We start from the raw sequence: 17,320 nt of genomic DNA on the forward strand, positions 1-17,320 counted from the left end.
TGATCCTGTTTGAGCGAGCCTGCGAGTGAGTTTGATCAATTTTAGCGGACCGGAGGGCGCAGTCAGGCCCAGTTCTTCCAGGGGCCCTTGCGGTCATCCTTTGGGCCTTGATTTTTTTACTTCGTGAGTCGCTTCGCTCGTCTGGTTCGTTTTTGCATCAAGGCAAAAATGAACACCAGCCTATATTAGACGCGCACAGCTATTCCAGGTTGTGTGCATAGACTAGCCTCCTCGGGGAGGACAGGTAGGATAGAGGGGAGTCCACCCGGCAATCCCCAAAACCATTGTTGAGGTCACTTAGCACAAGCTGCGGCCTCCCTTCGGTATTCAAGGCTTTGCATCCCGCGACGCGAGAGGACACATGAGCGTCTCGGTTATGTACGTCATGAATGTCCAACAGAAGCCCGCCGGACGCAAACATTCGCTCAAACTACGACGAAACCAGACAGCTTAGGGTGATTGGTATGGAATACGACACTGAAAAAGTCGATCAGACCGTCCTGGCCCTACTCTCGCTGACGCTGCATGACGTCGACGAGTTTGGTGGACGTGCATGGAAGGGCCATGACTGGGATGTGCTTGACCGACTTCATGAGAAGGGCTGGATTGGCGACCCCGTCTCGAAAGCCAAGTCGGTCGTGCTTCCCCCCGAATCCATCGAAGAGTCCAGGCGGCTCTTCGACCAATTCTTTGGAACAGACGCCACGAATGCAGACGAACGCGAAAGCACTGAGGCAGGCGACGGGTTCGTCGGGACCTGGCACATCTACGAGATGGAGATGTGGGATGAAGACTACTTTAACATGGAGGTGCAAGCCTATGTTGAAGTCCGGTCAGATCATCTCGGCAATTTCCAGTTTGGGCTCGTGACTGGCTCCCTTGATGGATATATCGAACGAGAAGTCGGGGATGAGAAATTTGCCTTTACCTGGGAAGGTCGAGGTGAAATGGACCCAGTCAGCGGGAGCGGCTGGATGAAGCTGAACGGAGAAAATGAGGTAGAAGGCTTGATAAATACGCATAAAGGAGACCGGTCTTCCTTCAAGGCCAAACGGGCCAGCTAATGCCCGCTGTCGGAAGCGACTGTACCGAACAAAAAAAGCGGCGGCTCCTCGAACATGAGGAGCCGCCGCGTAGCGTTCAGTCGGTTCGCGCGGAGTGCGCGAAACGGGGGCTTACATCATGCCACCCATTCCGCCCATGCCGCCCATGCCGCCCATTCCGGCCGGCATGCCGCCGCCTCCGGGGGCGCCACCGCCACCGCCGCCGTTGTCGCCATCGTCTTCGCTTTCGCGATCGGCGATTACGGATTCGGTGGTGAGCAGCAGACCCGCAACGGATCCGGCATTTTCGAGGGCGCTACGCGTCACCTTCGTGGGATCGAGCACGCCCTGCTCAAGGAGCGGGCCGTACTCTTCGGTGCGTGCGTTGAAGCCGAAGTCATCTTCGCCTTCCTTCACGCGCTGTACCACGATGGAGCCTTCGAGGCCCGTGTTCGACGCGATCTGACGCAGCGGCTCTTCGAGCGCACGGCGCACAATCGAGACGCCAATCTCCTGGTCCTGGTTTTCGACGTCGAGTCCGTCGAGCGCATGCAGCGCACGCAGGTATGCAACGCCGCCGCCGGGCAGTACGCCTTCTTCAACGGCAGCACGCGTGGCGTGGAGCGCATCTTCGACGCGCGCCTTCTTCTCTTTCATCTCCGGCTCGGTCGCCGCGCCTACGTTCAGCACCGCAACGCCACCCGAGAGCTTCGCGAGACGCTCTTGCAGCTTGTCGCGGTCGTAATCCGACGTGGAGCTGTCGATCTGCTGGCGGATCTGGTTGGCCCGGGCGTTGATTTCTTCTTCGGAGCCCGCTCCGTCCACCACCGTGGTGGTATCCTGGTCGATGGTGATGCGGTTGGCCTGCCCGAGATAGTCGAGCGTAGCGTTTTCGAGACGATAGCCCTTCTCTTCGCTGATAACGGTTCCGCCCGTCAGCACCGAAATGTCTTCGAGCATCGACTTGCGACGGTCGCCAAAGCCAGGCGCCTTCACAGCCGCTACCTTCAGCGTACCACGCAGCTTGTTCACCACGAGCGTGGCGAGTGCTTCGCCTTCAATGTTTTCGGCGATAATCAGCAGCGGGTTGCCCGTCTGCGATACCTTCTCAAGCACTGGCAGCAGATCCTTCATGTTGCTGATCTTGTCGTCGTAGATCAGCACATACGCATCTTCGAGCACCGCCTGCATGTTGTCAGAGTCGGTGACGAAGTAGGGCGAGAGGTAGCCGCGGTCGAACTGCATACCTTCGACTACGTCGAGGTGCGTTTCGATGCCGCTAGCTTCTTCTACGGTGATCACACCGTCTTTGCCGACACGGTCAAACGCATCTGCGATCAACTCGCCGACTGCATTGTCGTTGTTTGCCGAGATGGTAGCGACCTGGGCAATGCGGCCTTTGCCTTCTACCGGGTTGCTCTGCTCATGCAGATCAGCCACGATAGCTTCTACCGCCGTTCCAATGCCGCGCTTCAGATCCATCGGATTCGAGCCTGCGGTCACGCTCTTCAGGCCTTGTGTCATGATGGCTTGGGCCAGCACCGTTGCGGTGGTGGTACCGTCGCCAGCCACGTCCGAGGTCTTCGAAGCGACCTCTTTCACCATCTGCGCGCCTACGTTTTCGAGCTTCTTCTCAAGCTCGATTTCTTTCGCAACCGAAACGCCGTCTTTCGTGACGGTCGGTGCGCCAAATGATTTTTCAATAACGACGTTGCGTCCTTTCGGGCCCAGCGTCACCTTTACGGCGCGGGCCAATTTGTCAACGCCTGCCTTCAGCGCATTGCGCGCTTCAGCATCAAATACAATTTGTTTAGCCATAGTGTAGTGTGGTCAGCTTGTGTGAGGGAATGCGAGGAATGCGGGGCCACCTGCAAGATCCGGCGGCGTGCAGTAGGATGCGCGGGAATGCGCCTCAACTGCGGTTGAGCGGGCGGCGTCTACTTAGTCTTCCACGACGCCAAAGATGTCGCTCTCGCGCATGATGAGGAAGTCTTTCCCGTCGAGGGTAACCTCGGTGCCCGAGTACTTACCGTACAGCACCTGGTCGCCTTCGGCTACCGTCAGGTCAATCTTGTTGCCGTTTTCGACACGGCCCGGCCCGATTGCTACAACAGTGCCTTTCTGCGGCTTCTCTTGCGCCGAGTCAGGAATGTAAAGGCCGCTATCGGTTTTTTCTTCGGCAGGTTTGGGCTCGACGACCACGCGGTCGCCCAGCGGTTGAATCTTCGCCATAATGGGGTTGGGTTTGGTGAGCGGATAACATGCGAACAGTCGTCATCTCAATACTGTTAGCACTCGGGAGTAGTGAGTGCTAACAACTCGCTTTCCTGAACCATACCCCCCGCAGGGTGTTCCGTTTTTGCTCTCTGCTTTAACGTAAGATCATACGTTCGATGCCACGTAACAACTCTTCATTATTGGGCTTCGCGACACCTGCGCGCTGGATGCTCATCCCTGCATTGGCCAGTCTGCTTGTGGGAATGGCAACTGCTCCTGCGTGGCTGCCTGCATGGGCACAGGCGCTGGTTACAGAGGCATTCGCTCCGTTCTGCCACCAGCTCCCCGAGCGCGTGCCCCACGTTCAGGGTACGGCACTGGCAGTGTGCGACCGGTGCATCGGCATTTACAGCGGCGGACTTCTTGGTGGATTGCTTGCAGGGGTCGTGCCCGCAGCTGTCTGGGCATCGAATGGCTCCATCCGCTCCCTACAAACGCGTATCGTGTTAAGCATCGGACTTGCCCCGGCGCTTGTCGACTGGCTGGGTCCCTGGCTCAATCTCTGGCCCAACACGCCGAGCTCGCGCCTGGCTACCGGACTCTGGCTCGGCGGGGTTGTGGCCTGGGTGGTGGTCCGGGCAATCCGCTCAGCCTCCCCCCATACCCATTAAGAAAAGTGCGTTACGGGGATTCAGTAGGACCGTGCCCACTCCACGCATTCCAATGCATCCCATGTAGCCTGTCTACAGTCTGGCATAGGAACCCGATGCGGCACCCACTCATCCCACACGCACAGGGCACGCCAACCACGAAGGCCCTGCGTTTGCTTTGCTCCTGATCTCCTGCCTCCATGACCACTGCGTCTCGCTGCCTGCTTCTGCTCACCCTGCCGTTGCTTCTGCTTGCCCCCCCCAGCAACGCGCAATCGGACGCCGACACATCTGAGTCCGACGCATGGACAGATGCTATGCCGGTGTCTGAAATGACCACCGCCTTCGACACCGCTGCCGATGAGGAGAAGTTTGTGTTTATCTATGTGTATGCGCCCTGGTGCCCGTACTGCCAGCGCATCGAGCAAGAAGTGTACACCGATGGCGACGTGCAAGCGCTCATGAACGAGCACTTCGTAATGGTGCGCGTGAACGCCGACGACCCCGAGGAAACTCATCAGTTTGAAGGCAAAGAGGTTGCTGCTCCCGACCTCGCAAATCGTTTGGGAGCCCGTGGCTTCCCTTCGCTCATCTTCATGGATGAGACAGGCGAGCACATTGGAACGCTGCCGGGCGCAGTGGAGCGCGACGATTTTATGCTGCTTATGCGATACGTAGGCACAGGAGCCTTCCGCGATCAGTCGCTTGAGGCATTTACAGACGAGTAGCCCCACTTCGTAACTTCATTTCAGGGCTCAGGCCCTTTCTGCTCCCACGCTCCCTTCGTTGCCTGATGCGCGTCAGCTACCAAGACGGCTACTACGTGCCGCTGCCCGAGGGTCATCCGTTCCCAATGGGCAAGTTTCCGGCGCTGCACAACCTGCTGCTCCGTGAGGGCCTGCTGCATCCCCACGAGGTTGTTCCTCCGCGCCAGGCCGACTGGGCTGATTTGCAGCATGTGCACACAGCTGATTATCTAAACGCACTTGCCGCGGGCACCCTCTCCGACCGTGCCGAACGCCGCATGGGATTGCCCTGGTCTGAGCGGCTCGTCTACCGCTCGCGGGTGGCGGTGCAGGGCACTCTCAACGCGGCTATGATGGCCCTCGAGGACGGCGTAGCGGCGAATATTGCAGGGGGAACGCACCACGCTATGCCGGGCCACGGCGAGGGCTTCTGCGTGCTCAACGACGTGGCTGTAGCCATCCGCGTGCTGCAGCAGGCGTGTTGGATTCAGCGCGTCTGCATCGTCGACCTGGATGTGCATCAGGGCAATGGCAATGCAGCGTTCTTTGCGGATGCACCCGACGTGTACACCTTCTCGATGCACGGCGCCAAGAACTATCCCTTCGAAAAGCCGCCCTCCACCCACGATGTACCGCTGCCCGATGGCTGCTCCGACACCGCCTACATGGAGGCGCTCACGACGCATCTACCCGCCGTGCTCGATGCCGCCCGGCCCGACCTCGTGTTCTATCTTGCAGGCATCGATGTGATGGCGGGCGACCGCTACGGACGCCTGGCGCTCACCCGCGAGGGCCTCCATCAGCGTGATGGCTACGTGCTAGAACAGATCCATCAGCGCGACCTGGCGGCGGTGCTCCTGCTTTCGGGCGGATACGCGGAAACGACCGCCGCCACGGCTGACCTGCACGCGATCATGCATCGCGAAGCTGCGCGTGTGTATGGGGCGTAGCGTGATGTCACCTCCGCATGCTCCGTTGGGAATGGAGGGATGGAAGCGTGGACAGGTGGATGAAAAAAAACATTCATCCTTCCCCCATCCACCCCCACACAAAACCGATAGCCGCTGCCTGACGAATCAAATCCGGTGCGCGTGGAGAAACGATACCGCAGTGCCGCAACCAGATTTGGTATGATGCGATAGTTGAGCAATGTGCTGTGGACGTTTCCCAGCAAAAGCGAGTAGGCGGAATCTCCGTGCGAACCCTGAATCTACGTTCGCAGACTGACTCTCCCCAGGATGATGCAACGGGATACAGTCCCCCATCCTGTCATCCTGGGATTGACCTGAGTAGGCAGATCAGCGTCGTGTCCGGTGGGTGCCTTCCCATACGCATGTGACTATAGACAGTCAAAGGACAAAATAGTCGCGGCCCCCATCTCGGCCATGTGCTACAAATTCGTCCTCTGCTGATTTGTGGTAGAAGGCCAGCGATGTGATATCTGGCGATGCTCAACGCTACCTGCGTCTTGAGTCCCTCGTTTTTCCAGACTCATTTTGCATGGAGACATGACCCTTCTTCTTCGCAGTCCCCTGTTCGTCTTCCTTGTGATTGGGCTTCTCGCTTCCGCCCCCGTTCCCGAGGCGCAAGGCCAGGAGCCCAGCCTCGAAATTAACCCTCCCACCCTGCAGGAAGATACTTCGCTTGCCGGGGCAACGGTTGAAACCCTCGGCGACGACACATCCGACCTGCTCGTCGGCGTACCCGGCCTCTCGTCCGACGGCGAGGCCGTGACCGCAGGCCGCGTTTACCGGTACGACAGCGCCTCCGGCGAACTCGTTGATTCGCTCACAGCGCCGGAGGAGCCCGAGGCCGGATTCGGAGCGTCTCTCACGCCGCTCGGCGACGTGGATGACGACGGCACGACGGATTTCGCAGTCGGATCGCTGTCGTCTGCGGAGGACGTAGACGCCGCAGCGCCTCCCGTGCTCGTGAGCGGAGCCTCTTTCGATCCCATTCGCACGCTCGATCCCGGCGATACTCCCGGAGCAGCCGCGTCCCTCGACGCTGGCACCGCGGAGAGCCCGGAGCTGCTGGCCGTCGGCAGGCCGGGCGAAGTGCTGCTCTTTTCCCTTCCCTCAGGCGAACTGGAACGTCGTCTGACCTCTCCCGCTGACACGCCCGAGCCCTTTTTCGGACACGAGGTAAGCGTGATCGACGACGTCAACGACGACGGCACGCCGGATGTGCTGGTGGCCGCTCCCATCGAACCGGAACCGTGGAGCGATGATCTCAAGCCACCGGAGATACAATCGGAACTCGACGACTTGGACGCCCTGGGCCGTGCGTACGTGTTCGACGGTGCCACCGGTGAGGTGCTCCACTCGTTTACACACGAGGACGTGCCCGACGAGAGCCAAAACCCCGACTATTGGGCTTTCGGCTCTTCCGTCGCTCAAGTCCCAGACGTGGACAACGACGGTGTTGACGACCTGGCAATTGGAATGCCGCATTTTGCCACGGGGATGGACCCTGACGGAGAAGTCCCTATTTTTAGCGGGGCCAGCGGGGCACACCTCCATACCCTCGAACAAGAAGAGGAAATTGATCCGGACGAACCCGGCGTCAAATCACACCGGACCTTCGGGCAGGGCATTGCTCCCGCCGGAGACGTGAACGGCGACGAAACCACGGATTTGCTGGTTACGAGCGACGACGGCAAGGTCTTCGTGCTGGACGGCGTGACGGGCGAGCAACTGGCGGGCCTCAAGGCTGATTTTTCTTCACGCCTCCGGGTGCACACATCGGTGAAGGATACGGGTCCGCGCCCGATGGTTTCGGCATCGCTTTCGGCGCTCCACGGTGACGACTCGGATCGCTCTCGTCTCGTTTTGGGCGGCGAAGACGTCCGTATCTACAACAGCGCCGACCTCGACATCCCCGAACGGTCTCCCGAAGAGGCCGACCAGATCCGGGAGATGAATCGAGCCAGCAGTGAAGAGCTGGCCTCGTGGATGCCCGATTCTTTGGGAGGTCACACTGATCCCTTCACGGTGCCGGATGACGAGGAGCCGAAAGTCGCTTCGATCTATGGAAATATGAGAGACGACGATCCTGATATCATTGCAGTAGATATTTCTTACAGCGAACGAATGCAGAACCGGAGACTCGATTCGCTCGATTCGAAGGGCGAAGACATCCGCGTTCGCGAGTTCGAGGGCCACGAGCTGCACGAAGGAAACATCCAGTACCGGGGCCATGAGGCCGTCGTGGTGGCGCTCTTCCCGGGCGACTACGCGCTTTCTCTCTTTGGTACGGTTACGGAGGACGACGATCCGGCAGAGCGGCGCGAGGAGCTCCGGGCCCTCCTCGAAGCGCTGTACACCGAGCGCCTGACGGAGCGCATGGAGGCGTACCCGCCCGAGACTCCGTGAGAGGCCTCCGCAGCGCAACGATGAGGAGCCCCGTATGACACCGGCCCCTCGAAGTCTGATTTGCTACGTCGTGTTCACGAACACTGGTTTACTTTTAGTTCCCCTTACCTGTCATGACTGTATCTGCCATGACTGTACGTATTGCAGCCGACTCATCGTCTTCCTTTCTTTACGCTCTGATGGCCGCGGGGCTGCTCCTGGCAGGCTCCCTGGCAGGCCCCACCCCCGCTCAGGCCCAGGACAACTCGGACTTCTACCTGGATGACAACGGCGTGACCGTGAAGTGCCCGGATGCCAACGTGGGGGATACCGGCGAGGTCGACGGCACCACCTACACCAAGCGCGACCGCGATGGGATGGATGATTTATTAAATGAAGATGGAAATAACCCCGACCTTGCTACCACCTGCACCAGCGGGATTACGGACATGGGAGCTCTGTTTAACGGTGAAGACGCCTTCGATCAGGACATCGGGAGCTGGGACGTCTCCTCCGTCACCACCATGCGCAATATGTTCGACGGTGCCGGCGCCTTCAATCAGGATATTGGGAGTTGGAATGTCTCCAACGTTGAAAATATGCTCCGCATGTTCTGGAGCGCCGAGTCTTTCAATCAGGACATTAGTAGTTGGGACGTCTCCAGCGTTACTGACATGAGCCGGATGTTCGTTGACGCTGACGATTTCAGTCAGGACATCGGCGACTGGGACGTCTCCAGCGTGACGGATATGAATCGCATGTTCCGTGCTGCATCATCTTTCGATCAGGACATTGGCAGTTGGGATGTCTCTAACGTCACCGATATGCGTAATATGTTCGAGTTTGCACCTTTCAACCAGGACATCGGGGATTGGGATGTCTCCAGTGTGGAGAACATGCAACGCATGTTTAAGGATGCGTCGTCTTTCAATCAAGACATCGGGGATTGGGACGTCTCCAACGTCAGCGACATGCGTCGCATGTTTGAGGGGGCATCAGATTTTGACCAGAATATAGACACGAAGACGGTCAATGAAGGCACCTCCGAGGAATACACCGCCTGGGACGTCTCCAGTGTGACTCGCATGGATTTCATGTTCCTGAATGCGACTTCCTTCAATGGAGACATCGGAGACTGGGATGTTTCCGGTGGTCCACGCTTGGTCGGGATGTTCAGCGGGGCCTCCTCGTTCAACCAGGACATCGGGAATTGGGACGTCTCCAGCGTCACCGACGTGTTTAATATGTTCGAGAATGCATCCGCCTTTAATCAGGACCTCGGAAGCTGGGATGTCTCCAACGTGACCTCCTTAAGCAGTATGTTCGAGAATGCAACCTCCTTCGACCAGGACCTCGGGGCCTGGAACGTTTCCAATGTGACGTTCATGGGCAGCACGTTTGATGGCTCTGGCCTCTCGGCCGTCAACTACGACCGCACCCTCATCGGATGGGCCGGGCGCGACGTGGAATCAGATGTTGACCTCGACGCTGGGGGCATCGAGTACTGCAATAGCAACGCGTTTCGTGAGCATCTCACGCAGGCCTACAACTGGACCTTCAACGACGACGGACAGCAAACTGACTGTCCCGACGAGGTACTGGCCGGCAACGGCTCGGCTGATGTGTCAAGCAGTGGCTCCGTCACCCTCGGCGATACCGATGCCCGCGTTGACTTCGACGGCGTGGGCGGCTCTGGACGCGTCACCGCCGCCCGCTTCGACGATATGCCCCGCAATGTCGGCGGCGTGAACGAAACAAACATCAGCCCCTACCGCGTGGTGATCGTGGCCGAAGCCGGGCTCTCCTTCTCCGATAATACCGAAGTGCGCTTCGACGAAGCCGCCTTCGGAGGCATTTCCGACCCCAATGACATCACCATCTACAGCCGACCCGTACCCGGCACCGGCGACTTTGCCGAGCTGACCACGAGCTACGACGATAGCGAGGACGAGATCGTCGCCACCACCGGCGGCTTCAGCGAGTTTGTATTTGCGAGCGACAGCAATCCGCTCCCGGTGGAGCTGACCGACTTTACCGCCACCCATGCCGAGGAATCGGTCTCCTTGCAGTGGGAGACTGCCTCCGAGGAGAACAACGCCGGCTTCGAGGTGCAGCGCGCCGACGGGGCTGCCGAGGACGCCTCCGATGACGACGTGTCGTGGACCACGCTCGGCTTCGTGGAGTCAGAAGCCGAAGGCGGCACGACCGATGAGCCGCAGTCGTACAGCTTCACCGCTGAAGAGGTTGACGCAGGCACGCACACCTTCCGCCTCCGCCAGGTCGATACCGACGGCACCGAGTCCTTCTCCGACCCGGTCGAGGTGGACGTTACCCTGGATGCGGCCTATGAACTTAGCGACGCCTATCCCAACCCCTCACGCAGTGACGCAACGCTGGAGTTGACGGTGCAGCAGACCCAGCCCGTTACCGCCACGGTGTACGACATGCTGGGCCGCCGCGTGACCACGCTCCACCGGGGCGAGATCGACGGCAACACGCCAACCGAACTGCGGGTGAACGCCGATGAACTCTCCAGCGGCACCTACTTCGTACGCGTGGAGGGCGAGTCGTTCAAGGCCACCCGCCGCCTAACTGTGGTCCGCTAACACTCGTGTGGGATTGCCAGTTCAAACGTAGAGGGCGCTTTCCAAAAGGAAGCGTCCTCTTTTTTGTGACGGGGTTGGAGGAATGCATGGGTATGCTACCCTCGTTTCGTATTCTCAGACGACAATTTGGAGCTACTGGGGCGCCGCCCCCACACCATGCGTGGCCGCCCGGTCCAGTCGTCTTTCTGATGCACGTCGATCCACCCCTGCGTGCGGAAGAGGCGCGCCACAGACTCAGCGCCGTCAGTGTGCGTTTCTACGAGCAGATATCCGCCAGGCTGCACCGCTTCGTATCCCCAATCGGCCAGCGCGCGGTAGAAGCGGAGCGCATCGGGGCCGGTGAAGAGCGCTTCGGGCGGATCGTAATCGCGCACGACTGCGCTAAGCGTGTCGGCTTCATCGTCGGGGACGTACGGGGGATTCGAGATGAGCAGATCCAGGGCCCCGGGCACGGCCGCAGCAGCATTGGGCGCAGCCATGTCGAAGGGCTGCCATGTGATGTCGAGGCCGAGCGCCGTCCCGTTGGCCCGTGCCACATCGAGCGCCGCCTCAGACACGTCGCCCGCGGCCACCCTGGCACCGGGACGTTCATGCTTGAGCGCGCAGGCGATGCATCCGCTGCCGGTTCCGGCGTCGAAGATGCGCGGGGCCTCAACATCCGCAAGCAGCGCCAGCGCCCGCTCAACCACGGCTTCGGTTTCGGGGCGTGGGATGAGCACATCGGGGCTGACCTGGATGCGCAGTCCATAGAAATTGGTGTGGCCCAGCACATGCTGAAGCGGCTCGCCCTGCATGCGCCGCGCTACGAGCGTCATGAACTGCTGGCGCTCCGCCTCGGTAAGCGAAGCGCGCGCATCGGCGGCCAGCTGGGTGGTCGACTGCTCCCGCACCTCGGCCAGGAGCCATCGCGCCTGCTGATGGGCGCGCCCTTCGACCGCCTCAAGGTGCTGTGCCGCCCAGTGCAGCGCCTCGTGCACTGCACATTCAGCAGGCAGCTCCGAATCCCCCAACAACGATATGCTCATGCGTACCGCACCTCAAACTGGCTGAACGCGTCGGTGGCTGCATTCCACTCCGCCTCGACCGACTCAACACGCGCCGGACGCGGCCCGTCGTGTACCGCATCGAGAAGTGTTTCGAGGTCAGCACGCGGCCCCTCGGCCTCCAGCCGGACCGAGCCGTCGGGTTCGTTGCGCACCCATCCGGTAAGACTGTGCTGCTGCGCAGTGGTGCGGGTAAAGTGGCGAAAGCCCACGCCCTGTACGCGTCCGGTAACGCGGGCCGACAGGCGCTGTGCTGGCGAATCCGAATGACTCATACGTTTAATTCTACTTGATGCAAGAATATGGCGCGAGAATACGTTAGAGGCACAGTACGCAAGCCACAACGCGAAACGATTTGCGCCCTGAGCGGCTTCGTCGTATCCTAACGAGCAGTATTCCTTTTCGTTGTATGCATTCACGATTCGCATCCCCTACTATGACTGCTTACACTGCGCGTCTGGGTTGGCTCTGCATGACTGCGCTGCTGGGCGCTCTGCTCGTGCTGGGCGGATGCGGCTCATCGGCCCCCGATACCACTATGCCTGCTGATCCTCCGACCCCTTCTGACGAAGAAGGTCCCAATCCTGAAAACCTGGTAAGTACCACAGGAACCGTTACCTACGTTGAAATGGAAGGCGGCTTCTGGGCGATTATTACACCCGACAGCACCCGCTACGACCCGAGCGGCTCGCTGCCTGACTCGCTCCAGACCGAGGGGCTTGAGATTCGCTTTCGCGGCGAGGAAAAGTCCAGCCAGCCCTCTATTCGCATGTGGGGCACCCCCATTGATCTGTTGGAGGCAATGCCCATTGACGACACCAAAGACAACTCCGAGTAGCCCATGGATTGAAACAAGTGATCCCAAAAGGTGCGCTCTTAGACCTCCTCCACCCTTCCATCCATCCATCCTTCCCTCCCCCCCTTCACCCCTCCATCCTTTCATGCATCGTTGTTTTGGGGGATACGCGGGCCACGTGCTCAACCGTACAGAGCGCATGCAAGCGTGAAACTGTGCGCGTAAACTTCTCGGCAATGGCCTGCGCCAGTCCAGCAAACTGCTCGGGTGCAAACCAGTCGTCGGGCGGTGTAGGAGCGGTCATGTAGAGCACCGGCGCCTGGGGATGCGTGTAAAGCGCATCTACAATGCGGAGCAGGCGGAGTGCGTCGTCGGTGGAGGCGAGCGTTACGTTCTCGACCGCCAGGCAGTCAGGCTCCACCAGTTCGTCGACGAGCGCGTTGTGGGCCGTGGTGCGGCTACGCTCGCGGAGCGCATCGAACGAGAGGCGGAGCACAGCATCGTGCACCTGACACGCCGCATCCAGCCGCTCTCGCGTGGCATCGGACGCCCCGACCCAAATGGTGCCGGTCTGATCATGCTGTGCCGTGCCCTCGCGGCGGTGGTCAGGCCCCTCCACGGGCTGCAAGGCGTAGCGCTGCCCAAAGGCATTGCGCAAGAAATGCTCGAAGCGCGTGGGTCCCACATTGGTTTTGGCAAAGGCCTCAGGACGCACGTTGCTGGAGGCCAGCAAGTAGACGCCGGCTGCGTCGAGCGCCTGCAAGGTATGCACCAGGCGGGCTTCGTTGGCCGGGTCATCGATCTCGACCTCATCGAGACAGAGCAGCGTGCATTGGTCGGCAATCGACTGCGCCACCGCTTGGGGCGGTGTTGTCTGCTGAAAGAGCGTGCGGCTGTGCACAAAGCCGCAGGGCGTATGCGGATGCAGCGCCTGGTACGCCGCCGCCATCAGATGCGTCTTGCCGGTGCCTACCGGTCCCACCAGATAGAGCCCACGCTTCCGAACGGTGCCCGCATGGCGATTCCAGATCGTCCGCATCCAGCTATCATCCCACGGCGCAGCCTCTACAAAGGCCTGCACGGCCCGGCACGCATCCGCCTGCGACGGAGTAGCTGGCACGTACGATGCAAACGTAGCCGATTCAAACCGAGGCGGCAGCGACAGATTCATAGGGTGTATATTCGGCGCTAAATGCAGGTGAAGGCAGGGGGGGAGCCCCACACATGATGGGGGCACACCCCGCTGTGAACGGAACACATAAAATGTTACAGAGGTTAAACCCGACTGTAGATATTCCGCTCATAACCCAATATACACACTCGTCGCTCCTGCTTTATAGCATGGATTCGACGCGTGTATTCTGATGCGTATGGATCGTTCTGATGTGGCGCAAATCGATGACTTTACCTGGGAACTCCCGGTATCCGCAGTGCCTGACATGCGGGTGCCGGTTCGGTTTCTGGCCAACGAGGCGCTACTTGAACGCATCCTGTTGGGTCCTACAGCCGACCAGATCATCCAGACGGCTTCGCTGCCTGGACTGGTCGGCCATCTTATGGTGATGCCCGACGTATCGCCCGGAAAGGGGGCGCCGGTCGGCATTGTGGCGGTGTCGAAGTACCCGGTCGGGGCCATTGCGCCCGCGGCTATTGGACGCGACATCAACACCGGGGTTCGGCTGCTGGGCTCCTCTATTCGCCTGTCGGATGTCGAGGGCGATCTCGATAATTTCCACGATGCGCTGTGCGAGGCCATTCCCTGTGGCAACGATGCCGAAGGCTCGCTGCATCTCAACAAAAGCGAGGTGGATCACGTGGCGCAGTCCGGAGCCCAGTGGGCGCTGCGTAGCGACATGGCGCGCCAGGATGATCTGGTGCGTGCCGAAGAGGGCGGGCGTCTCAACGAGTCGAACCCGGACAAGGTAAGCGCAGCAGCCCGCGATGCAGGGGCGCGCCAGCTTGGTACGCTGGGCAGCGGAGCCCACTTTATTGAGGTAGGCGTGGTCGAAGAGGTTTACAACCGGGCCGCCGGGCTCACCATGGGGCTCCGCAAAGGCCGTCTCACGGTACTCATCCACTGCGGCTCGCGCGGATACGGACGCCAGGTCTGCGATGACTACATCGAGCGCTTCCGCGAGGCGGGGCCGAAGCACGACACCACGCCGCCCTCCGACGACCTTGCGTACATGCCCCTCGACGTGTCGGAGGCCGAGGATTACATCGGGGCGATGCGTGCAGCAGCCAACTACGCCTACGCCAATCGCCAGGTGCTGGCTCACCGCGTCCGCGAGTCGGCCGACGACGCACTCGGCGGGCTGGGCGACCGCCTGCGCACCGTGTACGATGTAGCCCACACGCTCGGCCACGTCGAGATGCATCAGGTAGACGACCACCACGCACGCTGCTTTGTGCACCGGAAGGGCGCAGCACGGGCCTTCGGTCCGGGCACGCCGGGCATCTCGCTGCCGTACCGTGCGCTGGGGCAGCCGGTTATCGTGCCGGGCGAACGCAACAACACGTCGTTCGTAATGCTGGCCACGCGCGACAGCATGCAGAAAAGCTACGGCTCGGCCTGCCATGGCGCCGGGCGCACCATCAGCGCGCAAGAGATGTCGGCTCAAGCCTCGCTCGATAGCAGCAAAGGCGGCGTGCAGACGAAAGACGATGTCGAGGCCGTCGTCGATACCGTTGTGGGGGCCGGGCTGGCTTCGAAAGTGGCGCGCATCCGCCCGCTCTCCGTTGTCAGTAGCGACTAAGAATCGATGACACCCGCTCCAGGACAAGTGTCTCTTGCCTGCGTGACCATTGCGCCAGATCGAGACACTTCCCGGAGATGAACAACCCGGTGCTGGATGGATGGCAGGTAACGATCCCAAACGCCTCTTGGGACTCTCTGGTATAAAACCAAATCTGGTTGCCCGTTGGGAAATTGCTTCTGTGCACGACATCGGATGTTCGCCGATATCGGCAGTCCGCGACCGTCCAAGTAGGGCCGCCCAAGCATAGCATGAAGGACTGACGAATACACACGACGGAATTGCCTGCACGACAAATCCATCTCCGGCAGGTGCCGATCTCGCACCTTTGCTCCCCAGCCAGCGATTTCCTCCCTATGCCAACGTGTATAAGGCGGTGGACGGCCTGGGAATCCGATCGTATGATATAGGAGACGGTTGGATCTTAGCGTGCAACGCAGGGCGCTGATCAAACAAGTGGAGCGTGGGGTACAGCGCCCCCCCGAAGTATCCAAGAAAGATAGGGGGAATCAGCGTCTGTTGTTCAGGCGCCGGTTGAAAGCACAGTTCAAGGGGGGCAAAGCAGCACCCTCGCATTCCCTTGGGATAGACCAAAGCGGTTGTCGCGGCACATGTGCAGAGAGATCTCAGGCAGACAGAGGCAACAGGGGCCTGGGTACGGTCCTTGCATCGCTAACGAGCAGCCTGCTGCCTCACATGTAATTAGATACACATGAAAATGGATACTTAGGCAGCAGCCCCTCCCTTGCGCTTTTTGCATGCCCCTGGTTTCAGATGTGCTTCTGCACGCACATCCCCAAGGCACAGGCGCCCCTTTGCACCCGACTGCTGCGCTTTTATGGTCGTATCGTCACGGTTGCTTCTGGACAAGTGTGTGTCTGTTCGAGTTCGCACGCTACTTATCGCGTTGCTGCTCGGAACCGCTCTTCTTGGGTTGCCTCATCTTGGTATGGCACAGTCCTCGCCTTCTGCCGACTCCTCAGCGCATGCGGAGGCGGTAGACCGCGTTGTACAAACGTTTGAGAAGGGAACGCCCGAAACGCTGTTTGCTTCTGCGGCTGAGCGCGTTGAACTGAGCGTGCTGGGATCGCGCTCGTACTACAGCCGCTCGCAAGCCTTCTACGTGATACGCGACTATCTGCGTCAACATGCGCCTCGCTCGTTTGCTATTGACCGCACCGCCGAGGCCGACGCCAGCTTGTTTGTAATGGGCATTTACCATCACGACCAGGCCGATACGCCCGTGCGTGTCATGGTCCGCTTCGACGAAGGCTCTACCGCATGGGTCTTCCATGAACTACGCATCGAAGTGGCTGGGAAGCTTCCCTCCAGAAGCTGAGCTGAGAGAGCATGGGTGTTGATCAGCTCGTCATCGCGCCAGCCGGGGGGCACCTCCTCCAGATAGCAGAGACGAAGGGTCCAGGCCAGGAGCAGGATGCCCACGATCGTTACCCAATGGACCAAGCGGCGTCTGGAGAATGGACGATACTCTCGAGTCATGGCCCTCCGATCTGCACCGGAGGCAGGAGCACACGGTCGTCCTTGGCCACGCCGTCCACGATCACCGGAAGGCGGCTCATATCGTCTCGCGTGTACAGACCGACCTGCAGGTGGTGAAGACCAGGCTCTGCATCTCCGTTGACCTCGAGACGGTGCCGTTGGACGAGTATGTCCCCCGCCTTCCATTGCCAAGAGGGAACGTCCAATCGGTCCACTTGACTGACGACCTCTCCCGCCTGGTCCAAGAGGTGGGTGAACTGCGTCACTTCGCCGCGCATCGGTCCTACCACGCGCCATAGGGTCACGACATCAACCTTCTCATTGGGGGTCACAGTCGACGCAGACACCGCATACCCGATCAACTCTACAGCATCGCCGAGGGTGACGGGAAGGGACAGCGGCTCGTACGCTGCTCGGGGGGCCTCGGCCGGGAATCGGTCCACAGCGCTCCAGTAGGCATCTCCATCCCCCATGTCCGAGAGCAGCGTCCCCACAGCGTCCACCACGTCAACGCGGTACACCCCAAACGAGGGGATGAGGTCATCCGGCCCGAGGAGCTCACGATGGACGAGCCGGGCATGCTCCCGAAGGAAGTCCGCTAGGAAATCAG

General features: G+C 60.3%; 15 protein-coding genes. 9 read left to right on the forward strand and 6 right to left on the reverse strand.

Features of this window, described 5'->3' with window-relative positions; all coding sequences use genetic code 11:
• Positions 1–464: 464 nt before the first annotated feature.
• Positions 465–1,064 carry a DUF6429 family protein gene (locus R6U20_RS04590; RefSeq protein WP_410336691.1) on the forward strand — a complete coding sequence of 200 codons (600 nt, stop codon included), beginning with the start codon at positions 465–467 and terminating at the stop codon, positions 1,062–1,064.
• Positions 1,065–1,175: 111 nt separating this feature from the next.
• Here R6U20_RS04590 and groL read toward each other — a convergent pair whose 3' ends face one another.
• Together groL and groES are read right to left on the reverse strand one after the other, a co-directional pair.
• Positions 1,176–2,861 (reverse strand): chaperonin GroEL, encoded by a 1,686-nt coding sequence (groL, locus tag R6U20_RS04595; RefSeq protein ID WP_410336692.1) that lies wholly within the window; start codon positions 2,859–2,861, stop codon positions 1,176–1,178.
• Positions 2,862–2,984: 123 nt separating this feature from the next.
• Complete coding sequence (groES, locus tag R6U20_RS04600; protein ID WP_098061872.1) at positions 2,985–3,275, reverse strand: co-chaperone GroES; 291 nt, start codon at positions 3,273–3,275, stop codon at positions 2,985–2,987.
• A gap of 248 nt (positions 3,276–3,523) precedes the next feature.
• On the opposite strand from groES, the gene R6U20_RS04605 reads away from it, so the two are divergent.
• The 5 genes from R6U20_RS04605 to R6U20_RS04625 all read left to right on the forward strand — a co-directional run bounded on the left by R6U20_RS04605 (position 3,524) and on the right by R6U20_RS04625 (position 10,615).
• Positions 3,524–3,931 (forward strand): DUF2085 domain-containing protein, encoded by a 408-nt coding sequence (locus R6U20_RS04605; protein ID WP_410336693.1) that lies wholly within the window; start codon positions 3,524–3,526, stop codon positions 3,929–3,931.
• Between the two features lie 179 nt (positions 3,932–4,110).
• Positions 4,111–4,638, forward strand: coding sequence for a thioredoxin family protein (locus R6U20_RS04610; RefSeq protein WP_410336694.1), 528 nt, complete (start codon positions 4,111–4,113; stop codon positions 4,636–4,638).
• A gap of 65 nt (positions 4,639–4,703) precedes the next feature.
• Positions 4,704–5,606, forward strand: coding sequence for a histone deacetylase (locus tag R6U20_RS04615; protein ID WP_410336695.1), 903 nt, complete (start codon positions 4,704–4,706; stop codon positions 5,604–5,606).
• Between the two features lie 558 nt (positions 5,607–6,164).
• Positions 6,165–8,030: an integrin alpha gene (locus R6U20_RS04620; protein WP_410336696.1), complete on the forward strand. Its 1,866-nt coding sequence runs from the start codon at positions 6,165–6,167 to the stop codon at positions 8,028–8,030.
• A gap of 128 nt (positions 8,031–8,158) precedes the next feature.
• On the forward strand, positions 8,159–10,615 hold the full coding sequence (locus tag R6U20_RS04625) for a BspA family leucine-rich repeat surface protein (RefSeq protein ID WP_410336697.1): 2,457 nt from the start codon (positions 8,159–8,161) through the stop codon (positions 10,613–10,615).
• A gap of 95 nt (positions 10,616–10,710) precedes the next feature.
• Here the strand turns inward: R6U20_RS04625 and prmC are convergent, their stop codons facing one another.
• Both prmC and R6U20_RS04635 read right to left on the reverse strand, forming a co-directional pair.
• Positions 10,711–11,640 carry a peptide chain release factor N(5)-glutamine methyltransferase gene (gene prmC / locus R6U20_RS04630; RefSeq protein ID WP_410336698.1) on the reverse strand — a complete coding sequence of 310 codons (930 nt, stop codon included), beginning with the start codon at positions 11,638–11,640 and terminating at the stop codon, positions 10,711–10,713.
• Positions 11,637–11,933 carry an acylphosphatase gene (locus R6U20_RS04635; RefSeq protein WP_410336699.1) on the reverse strand — a complete coding sequence of 99 codons (297 nt, stop codon included), beginning with the start codon at positions 11,931–11,933 and terminating at the stop codon, positions 11,637–11,639. Before R6U20_RS04635 ends, prmC begins: the two co-directional genes overlap by 4 nt.
• Positions 11,934–12,094: 161 nt before the next feature.
• On the opposite strand from R6U20_RS04635, the gene R6U20_RS04640 reads away from it, so the two are divergent.
• Positions 12,095–12,496: a hypothetical protein gene (locus tag R6U20_RS04640; protein ID WP_410336700.1), complete on the forward strand. Its 402-nt coding sequence runs from the start codon at positions 12,095–12,097 to the stop codon at positions 12,494–12,496.
• Between the two features lie 85 nt (positions 12,497–12,581).
• Here R6U20_RS04640 and zapE read toward each other — a convergent pair whose 3' ends face one another.
• The gene (gene zapE, locus R6U20_RS04645) at positions 12,582–13,625 is read right to left on the reverse strand and encodes an AFG1/ZapE family ATPase (protein WP_410336701.1); all 1,044 of its coding nucleotides are present in this window, start codon (positions 13,623–13,625) and stop codon (positions 12,582–12,584) included.
• A gap of 199 nt (positions 13,626–13,824) precedes the next feature.
• Between zapE and R6U20_RS04650 the strand changes: the two genes are divergently transcribed.
• Together R6U20_RS04650 and R6U20_RS04655 are read left to right on the forward strand one after the other, a co-directional pair.
• Entirely contained in the window at positions 13,825–15,210 is a 1,386-nt protein-coding gene (locus tag R6U20_RS04650; protein WP_410336702.1) for an RtcB family protein, read from the forward strand.
• A gap of 874 nt (positions 15,211–16,084) precedes the next feature.
• Positions 16,085–16,549, forward strand: a complete 465-nt coding sequence (locus tag R6U20_RS04655; protein ID WP_410336703.1) for a DUF4783 domain-containing protein — start codon at positions 16,085–16,087, stop codon at positions 16,547–16,549.
• A gap of 157 nt (positions 16,550–16,706) precedes the next feature.
• On the opposite strand, the gene R6U20_RS04660 is transcribed toward R6U20_RS04655, so the two are convergent.
• Positions 16,707–17,320, reverse strand: a 614-nt coding sequence (locus R6U20_RS04660) for a hypothetical protein (protein WP_410336704.1), incomplete at its 5' end; no start/stop codon positions are given.

The sequence above is a fragment of the Longimonas sp. genome, from assembly GCF_046498435.1.
Classification (GTDB): Bacteria; Bacteroidota; Rhodothermia; order Rhodothermales; family Salinibacteraceae; genus Longimonas.

Excerpts from the sequence above, each read along its gene's own strand:
- R6U20_RS04635 (WP_410336699.1), bottom strand. The coding sequence starts at position 11,933 with ATGAGTCATTCGGATTCGCCAGCACAGCGCCTGTCGGCCCGCGTTACC.
- zapE (WP_410336701.1), bottom strand. The coding sequence starts at position 13,625 with ATGAATCTGTCGCTGCCGCCTCGGTTTGAATCGGCTACGTTTGCATCG.
- R6U20_RS04610 (WP_410336694.1), top strand. The coding sequence starts at position 4,111 with ATGACCACTGCGTCTCGCTGCCTGCTTCTGCTCACCCTGCCGTTGCTT.
- R6U20_RS04615 (WP_410336695.1), top strand. The coding sequence starts at position 4,704 with ATGCGCGTCAGCTACCAAGACGGCTACTACGTGCCGCTGCCCGAGGGT.
- groES (WP_098061872.1), bottom strand. The coding sequence starts at position 3,275 with ATGGCGAAGATTCAACCGCTGGGCGACCGCGTGGTCGTCGAGCCCAAA.
- groL (WP_410336692.1), bottom strand. The coding sequence starts at position 2,861 with ATGGCTAAACAAATTGTATTTGATGCTGAAGCGCGCAATGCGCTGAAG.
- R6U20_RS04640 (WP_410336700.1), top strand. The coding sequence starts at position 12,095 with ATGACTGCTTACACTGCGCGTCTGGGTTGGCTCTGCATGACTGCGCTG.
- prmC (WP_410336698.1), bottom strand. The coding sequence starts at position 11,640 with ATGAGCATATCGTTGTTGGGGGATTCGGAGCTGCCTGCTGAATGTGCA.
- R6U20_RS04605 (WP_410336693.1), top strand. The coding sequence starts at position 3,524 with ATGGCAACTGCTCCTGCGTGGCTGCCTGCATGGGCACAGGCGCTGGTT.
- R6U20_RS04590 (WP_410336691.1), top strand. The coding sequence starts at position 465 with ATGGAATACGACACTGAAAAAGTCGATCAGACCGTCCTGGCCCTACTC.
- R6U20_RS04620 (WP_410336696.1), top strand. The coding sequence starts at position 6,165 with ATGACCCTTCTTCTTCGCAGTCCCCTGTTCGTCTTCCTTGTGATTGGG.
- R6U20_RS04625 (WP_410336697.1), top strand. The coding sequence starts at position 8,159 with ATGACTGTACGTATTGCAGCCGACTCATCGTCTTCCTTTCTTTACGCT.
- R6U20_RS04650 (WP_410336702.1), top strand. The coding sequence starts at position 13,825 with ATGGATCGTTCTGATGTGGCGCAAATCGATGACTTTACCTGGGAACTC.